The following is a 19029-nucleotide window of genomic DNA, read 5'->3' as shown; positions in this document are numbered from 1 at the left end:
TCCATTCCTTCTGACTGATAGCTATAAAAAAAGCACAGGCTCACTTTTGTGGCCGTGCTTTCGGGATTCGAATTCGAATTTCAACAAATTCGTCTTCTTCGACTTCCTCGGTCTGGACTTCAATCCCGGTCTTTCCGATCAAACTGACCGAGTCCCGGATCGTATTGAGGGCGATTCGCGTGTCACGTGCGAAACTTTTCGTCCGACGGCGTTGCTTTTTCGGTTTCCGCTTCTCTTCTTCAATCGGTGTCGTCAAGAAGGCGACGCGTTCTTCCGTCTCTTTGACGTTAAAGTCCTGCTCTATAATCTCCATGAGCACTTGGAGCTGGAGTCCTTCCTCTTTGAGCGGCAAAAGCGCCCGAGCGTGACGTTCATTGATTTGGCGGTCGCGCAAACATTGCTTGACGTCGTTCGGCAATTTCAACAGGCGTAGTTTATTGGCAATCGTCGACTGACTCTTGCCGAGACTCTTCGCGAGCGCGTCTTGTGTCAGACCTTTCATGGCGAGCAGACGATCGTACGCCTCCGCTTCTTCAATCGGACTTAGCTGTTCGCGCTGCAAGTTCTCAATCAATGCCAGAGCGGCAGTCGTATCGTCATCCATCTCCCGGACGATGGCCGGAATGACCGACCAGCCGAGCGATTTAACGGCGCGGAAGCGGCGTTCCCCAGCGATAATCTCGTAGCGTCCCTCTTCTGCTTTTCGGACGACGATTGGCTGCAGGAGACCATGTTCATCGATTGTGACAGCGAGCTCTTCGATTTTAGCCGGCTCGAATACTTTACGCGGTTGATAACGGTTCGGGAGAAGCAACGATAACGCGATGTCTTGAACCGCGTCATTCGGTTTGACTTCTGCGATTTCTGTAACCGCCACTTCTGGACGACTTCCGAACAGTTTAGCAAATGTTTTCTTCAACGTCGGCACCCCTCTATGTAAAAAATAAGCAGATTCCACTACCGGAATCTGCTTTTAGTTTCACGTGAAACACTATTGCTCAGATTAGCGGCTCTTTCGCTGGGGTACCCGCTTTACGTGGATATTTCCCAGGCGTTTTTCGTAATTTATCTACAATTACGATATTACGCTCACTCATCTCTCCTGGCAATAGGAACTGGTGTGTCGTTTTTACTTTCCCACCGAGCACGGCCAAGGCGTTTTTCGCATCGACCAGCTCGTCGGAAACCTTCGCTGCTTTGAGCGCTACGAACGTTCCGCCGACTTTTGCGAGCGGTAAACAGTACTCGGCGAGCACCGTCATCCGGGCAACCGCACGGGCGGTTACGACATCAAATTGCTCACGAAATTTTTTATTTTTTCCAAACTCTTCGGCGCGTCCGTGATGGAACGCGACACCTTCTAACCCGAGCGCGAGCGCGAGTTCGTTCAAGAACGTGATTCGCTTGTTAAGCGAGTCGATAATCGTCACGTGAAGGTGCGGGAATAGAATTTTGAGCGGCAAACTCGGGAATCCAGCCCCGGCACCGACATCACATACGGTATCCACGTTTGCGAAGTCGAAATGGAACGCCGCACTGAGCGAGTCATAGAAATGCTTCAAATACACTTCTTCCTTGTCCGTGATCGCCGTCAAATTCATCTTCTCATTCCACTCGACGAGCATCTCGAAATACAATTCGAACTGAGCGAGTTGTTTCTCGCTCAATTCAAACCCTTCTGCCTGCAGCGCCTCAATAAATTGGGATTGGTTCATCGTTTCACTCCACTGTCGCGTATTGTCCTTGCTCGATATAGACAAGAAGAATCGAAACGTCCGCCGGGTTTACCCCGGAAATACGTGACGCTTGTCCAATCGAGAGCGGACGAACTTGTTTTAGTTTTTGTTTCGCTTCCGTCGCAAGACCACCGATTGCATCGTAATCGAGTTTCTCCGGAATCCGTTTTTCTTCCATCCGACGCATCTTCTCGACTTGCTCAAGCTGCTTCGAGATGTAGCCTTCGTATTTCACTTGAATCTCGACTTGCTCCGCCACTTCAAACGGCACTTCGATCGGTGCCGGTGCAAAGCGCATGAGCGTCGCGTACGTCACTTCTGGCCGCTTCAACAAAATGCTGGCATGCGTCGCTTCTTTGAGCGGGTTCGCGCCAACTTCTTCGAGCACGGCGTTCACGTCAGCGGACGGTTTGATGACGAGTCCGTTGAGACGCTTCACTTCTGCCGCGATGGCGACTCGTTTGTCTTCAAGGTGGGCATGACGCTCTGGTGACAATAGACCGACCTCGTGGCCGATGTCGCTCAAACGAAGGTCCGCATTGTCGTGGCGCAAAAGCAACCGATACTCGGCGCGGGATGTGAGCAGACGGTATGGCTCGTTCGTCCCTTTGGTCACGAGATCATCAATCAAGACGCCGATATACGCCTGTGAGCGGTCCAAGATGACCGGCTCTTTGCCGAGCACTTGGCATGCGGCGTTGATTCCGGCCATGATGCCTTGTCCGGCCGCTTCTTCATAGCCGCTCGTCCCGTTGATTTGACCTGCCGTGAACAATCCGCCAACCGTCTTCGTCTCGAGTGTCGGCCAAAGTTGCGTCGGTACGACTGCATCGTACTCAATCGCGTATCCAGGGCGCATCATCTCTGAGTTCTCAAGCCCTGGAATCGTCCGGAGCATTTGATGCTGAACGTCTTCCGGCATACTCGTCGAGAAGCCTTGCACGTAAATTTCTTCCGTGTCGCGACCTTCTGGCTCGAGGAAGATTTGGTGACGCGGTTTATCGTTGAACCGGACGACTTTATCTTCAATCGATGGGCAGTAACGCGGGCCCGTCCCTTTGATGGCACCTGAGTACATTGGCGAACGATGCAAGTTCTCATCAATCAATTGGTGCGTCCGCTCGCTCGTGTAAGTGAGCCAGCACGGGATTTGCTCGATCGGGTCGAGGTCTTTCGATGTGTAGGAGAAGAGCGACGGATTGTCGTCCCCTGGTTGAATCTCCGTCTTCGAGTAATCAATCGTCTTGCCGTCGATGCGTGGCGGTGTCCCCGTTTTGAAACGAACGAGTTCGAGCCCGAGCTCTTCTAAATGCTTCGACAATTCGACCGAAGGCATCTGGTTGTTCGGACCGCTCTCATACGACAATTCGCCGATAATGATTTGACCGCGCATGAACGTACCCGTTGTGACGATGACCGCTTTCGAGCGGTACTCCGAACCAGTATTCGTGACGACGCCGGCGACTTTTCCGTCTTCGATGAGAAGTCGTTCGACGAGCGCTTGACGAAGCAATAGGTTCGGTTCGTCTTCAAGCACTTTCTTCATATGATTTTGGTATTGGAATTTGTCCGCTTGCGCCCGTAATGCGCGCACTGCTGGACCTTTTGATGTGTTGAGCATCTTCATTTGAATGTACGTTGCATCGATCGCCTTCGCCATTTCGCCGCCAAGGGCATCGATTTCGCGAACGACGATCCCTTTCGCGGGACCACCGATCGATGGGTTGCAGTACATGAATCCAACCATATCCGGATTCATCGTGAGCATCGCCGTTTTCGCGCCCATGCGCGCCGAAGCCAGCGCGGCCTCGATTCCCGCATGACCAGCTCCGATGACGATGACATCAAACTCGCCTGCCGTGTAAGCCATAGTTGTTCCTCCTTATTATTTCCCAAGACAAAACTGTGAAAAGAGTTGATCAATCAAACTTTCTTGAACGGTGTCCCCGTTGATTTCGCCGAGCGTATCCCACGCCCGTCGTAAATCGATTTGGACCATATCGATCGGTAAATTCATGGCGGCACTTCCGAGCGCCTCATCGATTTGTTCGATTGTCCGTTTGATGAGCTGAATGTGTCGTGCGTTCGAGATATATGTCATATCCTGTGATTCGACGCCTTTAGCGAAGAACAAGTTCGAGATCGCCTTCTCCAATGCATCGATTCCCTCTTCTAATAAGAGAGACGTCGCCACGATCGGGCGACCTGCCGCTAGTTTCTCCAGCTTAGAAGAATCCATACTTTGTGGCAAGTCCGTCTTATTGATGATGATGATCGCATTCATACCAGCAATCGCCTCAAACAAGGCCTCATCCTCGACAGTCAGACCTTCATGCCCGTTCAAGACGAGCAAAATCAAGTCCGCCCCGGCGAGCGCCTTGCGCGATTTCTCGACACCGATCCGCTCGACGATATCTTCCGTCTCCCGAATTCCTGCCGTATCAATCAATTTGAGCGGAACGCCCTTGACGTTCACATACTCTTCAATCGTATCGCGCGTCGTTCCTGCGATTTCCGTGACGATCGCTTTCGTCTCTTGTACGAGCGTGTTCATGAGCGATGATTTGCCGACGTTCGGTCGACCGATAATCGCTGTCGCGAGCCCTTCTCGTAAAATCTTGCCTTGTCGCGCCGTCTCAAGCAGTTGCTCGAGCACACGCTTCACTTCGCCCGCCTTGTCTTCGACGATGGCCTGGGTCATCTCTTCGGCGTCGTATTCCGGATAGTCGATATTGACCTCGACCGCCGCAATCGTCTCAAGCAACAGTTGACGCAACTCGCGGACGAGCCGTGACAAGCGTCCTTCCATCTGAGACATGGCGACGTTCATAGCCCGATCCGTTTTGGCACGAATCAAATCCATGACGGCCTCGGCTTGCGACAAATCAATCCGTCCATTCAAAAAGGCGCGTTTCGTGAACTCGCCCGGTTCTGCCAAGCGGATGTCCGGTTGTTCAAGAATCAGTTCGAGGACACGATTGACCGCGACGATTCCTCCATGGCAATTGATTTCGACGACGTCTTCTCGCGTGAACGTCTTCGGTGCGCGCATGATGCTCACCATGACTTCATCGACGACCTCGTCCGTGCCAGGACGTTTCAATTTTCCGTAATGGATCGTATGTGACTCCACTTTCGTCAAATCCTTTCCAGAAAACACACGGCCCACCGTCTCGACGGCGCGGTCACCGGACAAGCGGACGATTCCGATTGCCCCTTCACCCATCGGCGTCGAAATCGCCGTAATCGTGTCAAACTCTAGCATCATCTTTCCCTCCCATACTTCTTACTACTTCCTCTATCTTATGCATAACGCACCTACTATACACGATATTTGTCTCGAACGAAAGAGTCCGACCTCTCGAGTAACGGTTGCATTTCAGTGAATTACTTTAGTACAATAAAGGAATATATTTCCATGGAGGACGTGATGAAATGCGACAGCAAGATGCCATCGCCACATTGACCGACAGCCTCATCTCCGATACGGACGTGCAGGCCATTTTCTTGAAAGGATCGTTCGGGCGTGGTGAAGCGGACGAACATTCCGATGTCGACTTGTACGTCATGGTCGCCCCTGACAGCCTGAATGAGTTCTTGTCGCGCCGCCGCGACCATCTGGCCACATATCGCCCGATTCTGCTCGAGGACGAAATCGATATCGTAGCCCCGCAACTGATCGTCGTCTATGATGATTTCTTGCATCTCGACTTCTTCACGGTGACGGCGGACACGTTGAACCATCAAGACACAATCACGGTGCTGTATGATCCGGAACACCGACTGCAACATCACTCGAGTTCGCTCACCTTGTCGGATGAAGACTTAAGCGGACACGTGTTTGATGCGATTTGGTTCCTTTTCCAATATACGAAAGCCCGTGACCGCGGCAACGATGTCTGGGCCGTCGAGATGCTTCGGCAAGGCATGAGTCATTTCGCCTATGTGCTCGCCGCTCATTACGAACCCGATCGGGCCGCACTCGGGTTGAAAGACGTGGCCGCCCGACAGCGGATTGAAATCCGGACCTTTTATGAAGCGTTGACACCCGACCATCATGCGACTGCCGCTCGATGGTATATTTCCCGTCTCGAAGCCGAGCGTCCCTTCTTCGAGACGACCGTTGCGTTCGAAGTGATTCGTCCGTTTTCCGACCGACTCGTCATCCGTGAAAAAAGCCGCTCCTAATGTGAGCGGCTTTCGTTTATGCTTGCTGGCGTCTCGAGGAGCGGAGTGTGAAATAGAGCACCCATTCGATCACCCCGACGGCGATGAGAAAACCGCCGAACAATTGGAACAAAATGAGCAGGCTGTCAAACGGGTTCGCCAACATGAGTAGGCCAATCCCAATCCACAATAGACTGCTCAGCATGAAGTACATCCACCGATTGGCGATGGTCCGGCGAAATCCGACGGCTTGAATCAACCGGATGATGCCACCAAACAAGAATAAGGCGCCGATAAAAATCGGGAGCAGACTTGCCAACGTTTCAGCGAAGAAAAAGACGATTAAAGCGATCAACAAATAGATGATTCCCATAAAAAAACCGGCTGGGAGCCCGTCCCGTTTGTGCCGCAACCCTTGAACGATGGCGACGAGACCGATGATGGCAAAGTAAGCCGCGACCAAATAGACGATCGCATCAAAAAAGATGCGCGGATACAAGATGATGAGTAACCCGATTACCACGTAAAGCGCCGCTTGAATGAACGTCGACCGTTCCAACCGTTTGATGAGCGTCTCCATATGAAAGACCCCTTTCTGATTCGACGATTTCGACCACTGCTTTGTTTATTCCCGGATTTAAGGTTGATCTATCCCGAACGACAAAAAAGGCTGTGGATTGGTTATCCACAGCCTTAGCGTTTATTTACGTTTTTTCTTTTTTGCCTTTTTTTCTTCTTCTGCGAGTACGGCACGTTCTGCTTCTTTCGCAGCGATTTTCGCTTCAGCTTGAACTTTCATCTTTTCACGCATCGGGAGCATGATTGCCATCGTCACGATAATCGAGATGATGTAACCGACGACCCAGTACATCGAAAGGGCGGCTGGAAGCGTGATCGACATGACGAAGATCATCACTGGGAAGATGTAGAGCATCATTTTCAATTGTGGGTTTTGTTCTTGGCCCGCCATTGAGATTTTTTGCTGTACAAACGTCAAAATCGCTGCCAGAATCGGCAAGATGAACGTTGGATCTGGTGCCCCGAGGTCGAACCAGAGGAACTGCGCTTCAAAGATTTCAGGTGTCCGACGGATCGCATCATAGAACGCGAACAAAATCGGCATTTGAATCAAGATTGGCAAGCAGCCCGCGAGCGGGTTGATTTGGTACTCTTGATACATTTTCATCATTTCTTCTTGCAGTTTACGTTGCGTCTCTTGGTCTTTCGAGCTGTACTTCTCACGTAGCTTGAGCATTTCCGGCTGCAATACTTGCATCGCACCCATACTCTTCGTCTGCTTGATCATAAGCGGTAAAATCAAGAGGCGGACGATAATCGTCGCGACGATGATCGAGTAACCGTACTGCCACGTCCCACCAATTAAGTAAGCCGCTTCTTTCAACAACCATGCTAGTGGCCAAACAAAGTATTGCGACCAGAAGCCTTCCGTCTCAGCCGTAATCGGCTCTCCTTGGATCGTCGATGGGTCGACACAACCAGCCATCAACATGATGACGCCGGTCATGACAGCCAACAATCCTAATTTTAGCTTTTTGCTCATAGTTCCCCCTACGCTTTCTTTATCGATTCTTTTGTTTCATCACACGTCTATCGGTCAATCCTAATTAGTTCGCGTTATATATGAAAGAACGAGCTCGGATTGTTATGATCGATCGACTTGTCTCTGCTTCCAAACTTTAGCCCGTTTGAATGCGTGTTTCAAGCTTTCTGTCACTTCATCTTGCGTAAGCGACGTCGCTGGTTTGCGCGCAATGATGACATAATTGTGCGGAGCCACGTTCGGTTCGAGCAAGCGAAGCGATTCACGCATCAATCGTTTCATCCGGTTCCGTTCCACGGCATTTCCCAGCTTTTTGCTGACCGAAAGTCCGACCCGGAAGTGCGCTTGATCCGCTTTCTGCGTGTAGACGACAAACTGACGATTGGCCACGGAGCGTCCTTCACGAAACACCGCTTGGAACTCTTCATTCTTTTGCAGGCGGTATTCTTTTTTCAAAATTCTCACTCCATCCTTCGCTTCAAAAATCGTCAACTAACATCATACCATATCCCATTCGTTTCAACGAGAGTGAATCAGCTTTTTCCGTCCGTTTGTGTGAGTTCTGTGACGATACAAAAAAAGATTGCCCAAGGAGGATTCCTCGGGCAATCTCATGATCTGTATTAGACAGTCAAGGCTTTGCGGCCTTTACGACGGCGAGCTGCAAGAATGTTGCGGCCGTTTTTAGTCGCCATGCGTGCACGGAATCCGTGGACTTTCTTACGCTTACGGTTGTTAGGATTGAAAGTTGGTTTCATTGTTAAAGCACCTCCTCAAGGTTAACGCTCTATTAGCAAGTTATAGTTTCATTTAAGGCAGTCTTTAAGATTATATAAACTGTTGTCTAGATTGTCAATGAGTTTTCGCTAGGTTTTCAATTAGGATGAAATCCTTCGGACGGGAAGGGGACAATCACCTCCGGATGGCATGATCTAGAAGAAACGGAAGCAATGAATCACATGGAGAATTAACAATCCGCCAGTGACTTTTTTACAAATAGCTGTCTAAAGCCATTTTATCCACATATCCCAAAAGTTATCCACACTTATATGTGAATAACTCCTCTTCTTTCAACAATTTTACGATTCCATTTTTTAATTTTTCATTTTCTTCTCTTGAAAAAATATTCTCCACAATTCCTTCTTCCTCTTTTGTGTATAACTTTTCTGTCTATATCTTATCTCACTTCTAATTATCCACATCATATCCACAGTTTATCCACACTATACACAGCATGTGGATAACTGCCTGTGGATTCTTTTTGCAGTCTGTGGATAAATATCAAAAACCGTTGCCACGTCTATTTTATTTTGATAAACTGAATGTGCACAAACTTGTGGATGAACTTTTAGCAATTCCAAGATATACACAGGCTGTGGATAACTGTTATCCCCAACATCAACACCATGTGGATAACGTTATCCACAGTTTTTGTTCTCTGGGGATAACCCTATTATCTACTATAGAATAGTGTATGTGTATATCGTGTGAATAAGTTTCGCCAACATGTGAGTAAAGGAGGTCTTTCATTGAAGAATGCTCGCGAGATTTGGAGAAATGTTTTATCTCTGATTGAGGAAGAGGAACGAACACCAAAAGCCAGCTTTGATATGTGGTTGAAATCAACAGAAGGAATTTCGTTGATGGGGACGACACTCGTCGTGTCCGCGCCAGCCAGTTTCATTGTGACTTGGCTTGAGCGTCAATACTTGTCATTGTTACAAGATACGATTGAAGAAGTAACGAACAACAAGCTTGAGATTCATTTTATCGAGGAATCACAAGCACACAAGTATGCACCTGCGGATGGATCGAAAGAGACGATTGCTGCCACAGAAATGAAAGAACAGCCACTTCCGGTACTACCAAAAGAGGAAGGGAACCTCGGACAGCTGAATGACAAGTACATTTTTGAGACGTTTGTCATCGGGTCGGGTAACCGATTTGCTCACGCCGCCTCGCTCGCTGTCGCAGAAGCGCCGGCGCGCGCCTATAATCCGCTCTTCATTTATGGAGGAGTCGGGCTCGGCAAGACGCATTTGATGCATGCGATTGGTCATTACGTGAAAGGGCAGAAGCCTGGCGCACGAATCGCTTACGTATCATCTGAAAAGTTCACGAATGAGTTTATCAACTCGATTCGTGACAATAAGACCGAAGAATTCCGCAACCGCTATCGGAACATTGATGTTCTCTTAATCGATGACATTCAGTTCCTAGCCGGGAAAGAACAGACACAGGAAGAGTTTTTCCACACGTTCAATGCGCTTCATAACGATCAGAAACAGATTGTGATTTCGAGTGATCGACCGCCTAAAGAGATTCCGACGCTCGAAGATCGTCTTCGTTCGCGGTTCGAATGGGGTCTTATCACAGACATCACACCGCCTGACCTTGAAACACGGATTGCCATCTTACGCAAGAAAGCGACGGCAGAAGGACTGGATATCGCAAACGACGTCATGCTGTATATTGCTAACCAAATCGACACGAACATTCGTGAACTCGAAGGGGCGTTGACGCGCGTCGTGGCCTATGCCAAGCTCGTCGGTCGTCCGATCGATCCGGATGTCGCTGCTGAAGCGTTGCACAACATCATGCCGGTCCAAGAAGCGAAGAAAATTGTCATTCGGGACATTCAAGAAATCGTGGGCCGTCACTTTAATATTGAAGTCGATGAACTGAAGGCGAAGAAACGGACGAAGACGCTCGCATTCCCTCGTCAAATCGCGATGTACTTATCACGTGAGATGACGGAAAGCTCGCTTCCTAAAATCGGGGAAGAGTTCGGTGGACGCGATCACACGACAGTGATTCACGCCCATGAGAAAATTAGTACGTTGCTCAAGCACGATCCGGAGATGCAAGAGACGATTCAGACGTTAAAGAAAGCATTGTCATAAAACGCTTCAATTTCATTGTGGATATCCTGTGGATAAACCCACATAGTTATCCACAAGTTATTCACAGGCGGAATGGCTCAACACCAGTGGTTAAAGTGACTTATCCCCAGTATCCACAGCCCTTATTACTATTATGACTTAAATAATACTATTATTATTAACTATATGACTCAGTTCACTTAGGAGGAATTATCCACATGCATTTAACGATTCAGCGAGATGTATTCATGCAAGCCGTACAAGATGTATCAAAAGCTGTTGCTTCCCGAACGACGATTCCAATCCTCACAGGATTAAAGCTTGAAGCCCATGCCGATGGGTTGACGCTCACAGGTAGCGATACGGAAATTTCAATCGAACGCTTAATCCCGATTGAAGAAGGCGGAATCGAACTCATTCAAATTCAACGAGCAGGTAGCGTCGTGCTCAATGCACGTTTCCTCGGTGAGATCGTTAAAAAGTTGCCGACGAATGAAGTGACACTCGAAGTGTCTCCGAACTTTATGACACGAATTGAATCGGGACAAGCCGAGTTCCATTTGAACGGACTCGATCCAGATGAATACCCGCGCCTGCCTGAACTATCAAGCGAGCGTCGTTTCTACTTGCCGGCCGATTTGTTGAAGACGATTATCCGTCAAACGAGCTTCGCTGTTTCTGGACAAGAGACACGTCCTGTGTTGACAGGGGTCAACTTCTCTGCCGAAAAAGGATTCTTGACGTGTGTCGCAACGGATAGCCACCGTCTGGCACTTCGCCGGGCACGGTTTGAGACAGACAACGATTTGACGTTCCAAAATGTCGTCGTCCCAGGCCGCTCATTGAACGAACTCGCAAAATTGCTTGATCGGGAAGAGTTGCCAGTCGAAATCGTGTTGACGGACCAACAAATCTTGTTCCGCTTGAAAAACATCTCGTTCTTCTCGCGTCTACTCGACGGAGCATACCCAGATACATCACGCTTGATTCCGGAAGAATACCGGACAGCGGTCCGCATGAACGCGAAGGACTTCCTCCAAGCTATCGATCGTGCGTCATTGCTTGCACGCGCTGATCGCAATAACGTCATCAAGTTTGTCGCTGAAGAAGCGACGACGGTCGAAGTCTCCTCTCATTCTCCAGAAGTCGGGAAAGTGTCAGAGCGCGTCAGCATCCTGTCGCTTGAAGGAGAAGAGTTAAAAATTTCATTCAACTCGAAATTTGTCATGGATGCGCTTCGTGCGCTTGATGCTTCAGAGATCGAAATCCAGTTCACGGGTTCGATGCGTCCGTTCATCTTGCGTCCGGTCGAGCAAGATAGCGTCCTACAGTTGATCTTGCCAGTCCGCACGTCTTAAGTCAGACTGAGCAGATTCGGGGATGATGAGGTGTTTCACCTTGTCATCCCCATTTTTGCCTTATTCGACGTTTTTCGATAAACTAATAAGTATGGCGATTTTTTGTACTAAGTATGAAAGAAAGGAAGTGACGACATGAAAAAAGTGTCGATTACAACCGAGTATGTAACGCTCGGACAATTTTTGAAGTTGGCTGATATCATTTCAAGCGGAGGCCAAGCGAAGTTCTTCTTAGAGGACATTCAAGTGAAAGTGAACGGTGAGGTTGATCAACGTCGCGGACGCAAACTACGCGATGGGGACACGATTGAGGTCGAAGGTTTCGGAGACTTCCAAATCGAGGGTAACTAACGTGCATTTAAAGTCGATCCGATTGCAAAACTACCGCAACTACGAAACCCTCGAGCTAGATTTTTCAGAACAGACGAACGTTCTCATTGGTGAGAATGCCCAAGGGAAAACGAATCTGCTCGAATCGATTTACGTACTTGCGCTCGCAAAGTCACATCGGACGACGCAAGACCGTGAACTGATCGGCTGGGAGGCGGATGCAGCGATGGTCGAGGGACGGATTCATAAACGGACCGGGGAGACGGTCCAGTCGCTCACGTTTTCACCGAAAGGGAAGAAAGCGAAATTGAACCATCTCGAACAACGCCGCCTCAGCGACTATGTCGGCGCTTTTAACGTCGTGCTGTTCGCACCCGAAGACCTTGCCATCGTCAAAGGTAGCCCGCAAGGAAGACGACGGTTTTTAGATATGGAAATCGGGCAAGTGAGTCCTGTCTATTTACATGAATTGAATCAGTATTTGAAGACACTGAAGCAACGGAACGCCTTGTTGAAGCAACTGTCCATCAAAGGCGGGGACGAGACGCTACTAGAGGTGCTCACCGATCAAATGATTGAGCTTGCCGTGAAAATCGTTTCGCGACGTCATCATTTTATCGATCAGCTTGAAAAATGGGCGGGACCCATCCATTCCGGCATCACACGTGACTTGGAGACACTGACGATTCAATACGTATCGGATACATTCCAAAAAGAACGTTACCCAAAAGAGGCGATGTTTGAAACGTATCGTCAAAAGTTTGATAAAATAAGAGAGAACGAACGAAGACGAGGCGTGACGTTATTTGGTCCGCATCGAGATGACTTTGAATTGTATGTCAACAATCGCAACGTCCAAACGTTCGGTTCACAAGGCCAGCAACGTACAGCGGCTTTGTCTTTAAAGTTAGCGGAGATTGAACTGATCCACGAAGAGGTCGGGGAATATCCATTGCTTTTGTTAGATGACGTGTTATCTGAATTAGACGACCATCGCCAAACCCATCTGCTCGACACGATGGGCCAAAAAGTCCAAACCATTATCACGACGACCAACATTGATGGCATCGCTCACGAAACGATTCAACAAGCGAAGGTGTTTCACGTGAAACAAGGCGAAGTTGAAACGGAATCTGTATAACGTAAGACCAATCCATATGAACACCAATTCATGTATAGTAGGTGAACAAAACCGATGAGTAACGAAAACGAAAAACAAATGCAAGATTATGGTGCTGATCAGATTCAAGTGCTTGAAGGGTTAGAAGCCGTTCGTAAACGCCCGGGGATGTATATCGGTTCAACGAGCTCACGAGGACTCCACCACTTGGTGTGGGAAATCGTCGACAACTCGATTGATGAAGCGCTCGCCGGACACTGTGACACGATCACGATGACAGTAGAACCAGGTAACTCGATTGTTGTCGAAGATAACGGACGCGGGATTCCAGTCGATGTTCAAAAGAAAACGGGCCGTCCTGCCGTCGAAGTCATCTTCACCGTCCTTCACGCCGGAGGTAAGTTTGGCGGCGGCGGATACAAAGTTTCAGGTGGTCTACACGGTGTCGGGGCCTCGGTCGTCAACGCGTTGTCGACGAAGCTTGAAGTGTTCGTCCGTCGTAACGGCAACGTCTACTATCAGTCATTCAAACGCGGTGTCCCACAAGGCGAACTTGAAATCGTCGGTACGACCGATACGACTGGTACAACTGTTCGTTTCTTCCCGGATGGGGATATCTTCGAAGAGACGCTCGAATATGACTTTGATTTACTCGCCACACGTTTGCGCGAACTTGCCTTCCTGAATAAAGGACTCCGCATCGTCGCCAAAGACGAGCGCAGCGATGAGACGATTGAACGCAATTATCACTACGAGGGTGGAATCAAGTCATACGTTGAACATTTGAACCGCTCGAAAGCCTCAATCCACGACGAGCCTGTCTACGTACATGGCACGAAGGATGGAATTGAAGTCGAGATTGCGCTTCAGTACAACGAAGGATTTGCGAGCAACATCTATTCATTCACGAACAATATTCCGACTCATGAGGGCGGAACGCACGAGACTGGATTTAAAACGGCGCTCACGCGTTCAATCAACGACTATGCAAAACGCTTCGGTCTCATGAAAGAGGCTGATGGTAGCCTGTCAGGAGATGACGTACGTGAAGGATTGACGGCGATTGTCTCGGTCAAACACCCGTCGCCACAGTTCGAAGGGCAGACGAAGACGAAACTTGGTAACGCCGATGCGCGTACAGCCACAGACTCGCTCTTCACAGACACGTTCGAGCAATTCTTGCTTGAAAATCCATCTGTCGGTCGATTGATCGTCGACAAAGGCTTGATGGCGGCCCGTGCCCGTCTCGCAGCGAAACGTGCTCGTGAGATGACACGCCGTAAAGGGATCCTTGAAGTCAGTTCATTGCCTGGGAAACTAGCCGACTGTTCATCGAAAGATGCATCGAAGTCTGAGCTGTACATCGTTGAGGGTGACTCGGCCGGCGGTTCAGCGAAATCAGGTCGCGATCGTCACTTCCAAGCGATTTTGCCAATCCGAGGTAAAATCATCAACGTCGAAAAAGCGAGACTTGATAAGATTTTAGCCAACCAAGAAGTACGTACGATTATTACAGCGCTCGGGACAGGGATTGCGGAAGAGTTCGATCTCGGGAAGGCTCGTTATCATAAGTTAATTATCATGACCGATGCCGACGTCGATGGCGCCCACATTCGCACACTGCTTTTGACGTTCTTCTATCGCTACATGCGTCCGCTCGTCGAGAGCGGGTATGTCTATATCGCGCAACCACCACTTTACGGCTTGAAGCACGGGAAAGACGTCACTTACGTGCAGAACGACCGTGAATTGCAAGAAGCGATTAAACAGCTTCCGGAGAATGCTCGTTACAGCGTACAGCGTTACAAAGGTCTAGGTGAGATGGACCCTGAACAGCTGTGGAGCACGACGATGAATCCAGAGACACGCTCGATGCTTCGTGTCGACCTTCAAGACGCCATTGAGGCGGATGAGATCTTTGAGACGCTCATGGGTGACAATGTCGAGCCGCGACGTGATTTCATCCAATCACATGCGCATTACGTGAAAAACCTCGATATTTAAAAAGAAGGGTAGGCAATAACGAATGGCAGAACAAGAAAATATCAAGGATATAAATATTAGCCAAGAGATGCGCACCTCGTTCATGGACTATGCGATGAGCGTTATCGTGTCACGTGCCCTCCCAGACGTACGAGACGGTCTGAAACCGGTTCACCGTCGTATCCTATATGCGATGAACGAACTTGGAATTCGTGCTGACAAGCCCCATAAAAAATCGGCCCGTGTGGTCGGTGACGTTATCGGTAAGTATCACCCGCACGGTGACTCTGCCGTTTACGAGACGATGGTTCGGATGGCGCAAGATTTCAGTTATCGTTATGAACTCGTCGATGGTCACGGAAACTTCGGATCGGTCGATGGAGACTCAGCCGCAGCGATGCGTTATACAGAAGCACGTATGTCGAAAATCGCGATGGAACTCGTCCGTGATATCGGCAAAAACACGATTGATTACCAACCGAACTTTGACGGAGAAGAGAAAGAACCGGTCGTCATGCCAGCCCGGTTCCCGAACTTCTTGGTCAACGGGACGAGTGGAATCGCGGTCGGGATGGCCACGAACGTACCGCCGCATAACTTGAACGAAGTCATTGACGGCGTTCTTGCGTTGACGCATAACCCGGATATCACCATCTCCGAGTTGATGCAGTATATCCCGGGGCCTGACTTCCCGACAGCCGGCGAAATTTTAGGACGTAGCGGAATTCGCCGCGCCTATGAGACGGGTCGTGGATCAATCACGATGCGGGCCAAAGCTGAAATCGAAGTGTTGAAAAATGGTCGTGAACGGATTCTCGTTCATGAAATCCCATATCAAGTGAACAAAGCGCGCCTCGTCGAAAAGATTGCCGATTTGGTACGCGACAAGAAAATCGAAGGCATCACTGATCTTCGCGACGAGTCGGATCGTAACGGGATGCGTGTTGTCATTGAAGTACGCCGCGATGCGAATGCCAGTGTCATTTTGAACAACTTGTATAAACAAACGCCAATGCAAACGACGTTTGGTGTCAACATGCTCGCCCTCGTTGGGGGACGACCGAAGACGCTCAACTTGAAGCAAGCGATTTATTACTACATCGAGCACCAAAAAGAAGTCGTCCGCCGTCGGACGCAGTTCGATCTCGACAAGGCCGAGGCCCGTGCACACATCCTTGAAGGATTGCGCGTTGCCCTCGATCACTTGGATGAAGTCATCGCCATCATCCGCAGCACGCGGACCGGTGACGAGGCCCGTGAGAAATTGATTGCCCGTTTCGGATTGTCGACCGAGCAGACGCAAGCGATTCTCGATATGCGTCTTCAACGGTTGACTGGACTTGAGCGTGAGAAAATCGAAGGCGAGTATCGCGAGATTCGCGCCTTGATTGAAGAGTTGCGTGCCATCTTAGGCGACGAAGAACTCTTGCTTCAAATCATTCGCAACGAGTTGACAGAAATCAAAGAGCGTTATGGCGATGCACGTCGGACAGTCATCCGTACGGATATCATCGAGCTTGAAGATGAAGACTTGATTCCAGTTCGCGACATGATGATTACGCTCACGAGCGAAGGTTATATCAAATCAATCCCAAGCGACTCGTATCGTACACAACGACGAGGCGGACGAGGCAAGCAAGGGATGGGTACGAATGACGAGGACTTCGTGTTACGTCTCTTGTCAGCTTCGACGCATGATACGATCCTGTTCTTCACGAACTTCGGTCGCGTCTTCCGCTTGAAAGGGTATGAAATCCCAGAGATGAGCCGGACTGCGAAAGGGATGCCGATTATTAACTTGCTACAAGTCGATAAAGGCGAAAAAGTCGAGACGATGATTCCGGTCGACTTCAATAGTTACTTGGCAGACAAAGCCATCGTTGAGGATGGAAGTGAAGATTCGGAAGCTGAAGTGGCAGACGAGCAGTTGTCGCTCGTGTTTATCACGAAGCAAGGACTCGTCAAACGTTCACCGCTCTCGGCTTACGCCCGCATCAATAAAAACGGACTTCGTGCCATCAGCTTGAATGATACGGACGAATTGGTTACTGTCCGTCTTGCGAAGAGCGATGACGAAATGTTGATTGTGACGCGTGAAGGGATGTCGATTCGCTTCCCGCTTGCGAGTGAAGTACGGTCGATGGGCCGTACCGCCCGAGGTGTCCGTGCGATTCGTCTGAAGAAGGATGACGATCAAGTCGTTTCGATGGAAATCGTACGCCCGACGCAAGACGTATTGATTATCACGGAAAAAGGCTATGGCAAACGAACACCGATGGAGCAATTCCGCACGCAAGGTCGAGGCGGTTCTGGAATTATCGGAATCAAGACTGACCGCGGTACCGTCGTCGGTATGCGAGTCGTGGATGAGGACGACGATATCATGCTCATGACCGAGCTCGGTGTCGCCATTCGGATCGATTCACAGACGATTTCGCAAATGGGTCGCAGTACGCGCGGTGTGAAAGTGATGAACATCGAAGACGGCGATCGTTTGGCTACAATTGCCAAATTGAAAAAAGATGAGCTAGAAGAGGAATCAGCAGATGAGATGGAGAATGGATTTGATGGTGAAGCACCAGAAACCGACCTATCGTCTGAAGTGACCGAATAAGGCGAAACAGGTCGAGCGGAGCTTCCGTTCGACCTGTTTTCATACGATCAGGAGGGATGAGTATGCGACTCGCTATTTCAAACGTGCACGTAGGTATGACGCTCTTAACATCTGTTTCTTCATTAGAGGCCGGGATTAGACTGACGAACGAACATTTACGTTTGCTCCGCTTTTTGAAAGTTGATGCGATTGAAGTTGCTCCGGTAGAACGCCGTCCCTTTACACATGAGGAAGAACGCGACTTATGCGAAAAGATTCTTCAGTATGAACGTCACTACAATCAATGGGAAGAACGGATATCACCGAATCCATATGAGGCTCTTGAATTTATTCATCAGTTATTTCGCCAAGACTATCCTTTATCAGCAATCGTCAAGTTTTTCACGAACCAACCGTTACGTAAAAATCATGTGATTCATCATGCGATTTATCGGGCGCTCGTCGCAAAAACGTTATCGAAATATCGGGGGGACGAACATCGGCTTCAGTTTGACTATGGAATCGCATCTTATTTCGCCGATGCCAGTTACGCTAAAATCCGCAAATGGTCACATATGCGCTATTTTACAAAAATGGAGCGTGAGCTTCTGTATCAACATCCACTCGTATCGATGGCGATGTTACCTGAAGATCGGACATTACGGCAGCGTGTCGGTAAATTAGTGGCCGAACATCATGAGCGGCTCGATGGATCGGGCTTCCCAAATCGTCTTGAAGAGCGAGCGCTTCATCCTGCCTCTCCTCTGTTTATCGTGGCAGATCGTTTTTGTCAGTTGACGGCACCGCGAACATTCCGAGCTGCACTCACTCCGGAAGAAGCTTACTTCTATATGTGGCAAAATGAAGCGTACGATGGAGAGGCGCTCACACTGTTAGCTACGTTACTCGGCTTTTATGAAGTGGGTCGAACCGTTTTGTTGAGTAGTGGGGTTCGTGGGAAGATTCATCACTATACACCGAGTGTCGAACAACCGATTGTCGTATCAGAACCGACGCAAGAAACGTATGATTTAACTCGTTTAGACGAAGTACGAATCATCGCATTTCAATAATATAAAGTGTGTTCCTTCTATATAGTGCAAAGAAGGAGCACACTGTTTTTTTATTCTTTTAAAATATTTTATTTTTATAGTTGACGAAAGAGAATGCAGGTGCTATTATAAATGAGTCGCTAAGAGCGGCAGACGAACTTTGAAAACTGAACGATGAGGCAAAAAAAGTTTTACAATGTTTGAATGAAGCGCAAGCTTCGTCATTTTTAAAGAGCTATATCAAATT

General features: G+C 49.1%; 16 protein-coding genes. 8 read left to right on the top strand and 8 right to left on the bottom strand.

What is annotated here, in order from left to right; all coding sequences use genetic code 11:
• Positions 1-40: 40 nt before the first annotated feature.
• The 4 genes from noc to mnmE form a co-directional block, all read right to left on the bottom strand.
• A complete protein-coding gene (noc, locus tag KNP82_RS14195) occupies positions 41-919 on the bottom strand; it encodes a nucleoid occlusion protein (RefSeq protein WP_021067856.1) in 879 nt (292 codons plus the stop codon).
• Positions 920-998: 79 nt separating this feature from the next.
• Positions 999-1715 carry a 16S rRNA (guanine(527)-N(7))-methyltransferase RsmG gene (rsmG, locus tag KNP82_RS14190; RefSeq protein ID WP_021067855.1) on the bottom strand — a complete coding sequence of 239 codons (717 nt, stop codon included), beginning with the start codon at positions 1713-1715 and terminating at the stop codon, positions 999-1001.
• 4 nt (positions 1716-1719) lie between these two features.
• Positions 1720-3606 carry a tRNA uridine-5-carboxymethylaminomethyl(34) synthesis enzyme MnmG gene (gene mnmG, locus KNP82_RS14185; protein ID WP_021067854.1) on the bottom strand — a complete coding sequence of 629 codons (1887 nt, stop codon included), beginning with the start codon at positions 3604-3606 and terminating at the stop codon, positions 1720-1722.
• A gap of 15 nt (positions 3607-3621) precedes the next feature.
• Positions 3622-5001, bottom strand: a complete 1380-nt coding sequence (gene mnmE / locus KNP82_RS14180; RefSeq protein WP_021067853.1) for a tRNA uridine-5-carboxymethylaminomethyl(34) synthesis GTPase MnmE — start codon at positions 4999-5001, stop codon at positions 3622-3624.
• A 170-nt stretch (positions 5002-5171) separates the two neighbouring features.
• On the opposite strand from mnmE, the gene KNP82_RS14175 reads away from it, so the two are divergent.
• Positions 5172-5924 (top strand): nucleotidyltransferase domain-containing protein, encoded by a 753-nt coding sequence (locus KNP82_RS14175; RefSeq protein ID WP_214828477.1) that lies wholly within the window; start codon positions 5172-5174, stop codon positions 5922-5924.
• Positions 5925-5940: 16 nt separating this feature from the next.
• Here KNP82_RS14175 and KNP82_RS14170 read toward each other — a convergent pair whose 3' ends face one another.
• The 4 genes from KNP82_RS14170 to rpmH form a co-directional block, all read right to left on the bottom strand.
• Positions 5941-6483 carry an HdeD family acid-resistance protein gene (locus tag KNP82_RS14170; RefSeq protein WP_214828474.1) on the bottom strand — a complete coding sequence of 181 codons (543 nt, stop codon included), beginning with the start codon at positions 6481-6483 and terminating at the stop codon, positions 5941-5943.
• Between the two features lie 120 nt (positions 6484-6603).
• Positions 6604-7464 (bottom strand): membrane protein insertase YidC, encoded by an 861-nt coding sequence (gene yidC, locus KNP82_RS14165; protein WP_021067849.1) that lies wholly within the window; start codon positions 7462-7464, stop codon positions 6604-6606.
• 102 nt (positions 7465-7566) lie between these two features.
• Complete coding sequence (gene rnpA, locus KNP82_RS14160; protein ID WP_021067848.1) at positions 7567-7920, bottom strand: ribonuclease P protein component; 354 nt, start codon at positions 7918-7920, stop codon at positions 7567-7569.
• A 167-nt stretch (positions 7921-8087) separates the two neighbouring features.
• Complete coding sequence (gene rpmH, locus KNP82_RS14155) at positions 8088-8222, bottom strand: 50S ribosomal protein L34 (RefSeq protein WP_015880216.1); 135 nt, start codon at positions 8220-8222, stop codon at positions 8088-8090.
• Positions 8223-8993: 771 nt separating this feature from the next.
• On the opposite strand from rpmH, the gene dnaA reads away from it, so the two are divergent.
• The 7 genes from dnaA (at position 8994) to KNP82_RS14120 (ending at position 18803) form a co-directional block, all read left to right on the top strand.
• The gene (gene dnaA / locus KNP82_RS14150) at positions 8994-10367 is read left to right on the top strand and encodes a chromosomal replication initiator protein DnaA (RefSeq protein ID WP_021067847.1); all 1374 of its coding nucleotides are present in this window, start codon (positions 8994-8996) and stop codon (positions 10365-10367) included.
• 197 nt (positions 10368-10564) lie between these two features.
• Positions 10565-11704 (top strand): DNA polymerase III subunit beta, encoded by a 1140-nt coding sequence (dnaN, locus tag KNP82_RS14145; RefSeq protein WP_021067846.1) that lies wholly within the window; start codon positions 10565-10567, stop codon positions 11702-11704.
• 135 nt (positions 11705-11839) lie between these two features.
• A complete protein-coding gene (yaaA, locus tag KNP82_RS14140; RefSeq protein WP_021067845.1) occupies positions 11840-12055 on the top strand; it encodes a S4 domain-containing protein YaaA in 216 nt (71 codons plus the stop codon).
• Position 12056: 1 nt separating this feature from the next.
• Complete coding sequence (recF, locus tag KNP82_RS14135; protein ID WP_021067844.1) at positions 12057-13175, top strand: DNA replication/repair protein RecF; 1119 nt, start codon at positions 12057-12059, stop codon at positions 13173-13175.
• Positions 13176-13229: 54 nt separating this feature from the next.
• Positions 13230-15158 carry a DNA topoisomerase (ATP-hydrolyzing) subunit B gene (gyrB, locus tag KNP82_RS14130; RefSeq protein ID WP_021067843.1) on the top strand — a complete coding sequence of 643 codons (1929 nt, stop codon included), beginning with the start codon at positions 13230-13232 and terminating at the stop codon, positions 15156-15158.
• A 22-nt stretch (positions 15159-15180) separates the two neighbouring features.
• Entirely contained in the window at positions 15181-17751 is a 2571-nt protein-coding gene (gyrA, locus tag KNP82_RS14125; RefSeq protein ID WP_021067842.1) for a DNA gyrase subunit A, read from the top strand.
• A gap of 62 nt (positions 17752-17813) precedes the next feature.
• Positions 17814-18803 (top strand): HD-GYP domain-containing protein, encoded by a 990-nt coding sequence (locus KNP82_RS14120; protein ID WP_029596442.1) that lies wholly within the window; start codon positions 17814-17816, stop codon positions 18801-18803.
• The last annotated feature ends 226 nt before the right edge of the window (positions 18804-19029 follow it).

The sequence above is a fragment of the Exiguobacterium sp. s26 genome, from assembly GCF_018618235.1.
In the GTDB taxonomy this organism is placed as follows: domain Bacteria; phylum Bacillota; class Bacilli; order Exiguobacteriales; family Exiguobacteriaceae; genus Exiguobacterium; species Exiguobacterium chiriqhucha.
This window is presented reverse-complemented; position numbering and strand designations above follow the sequence as displayed.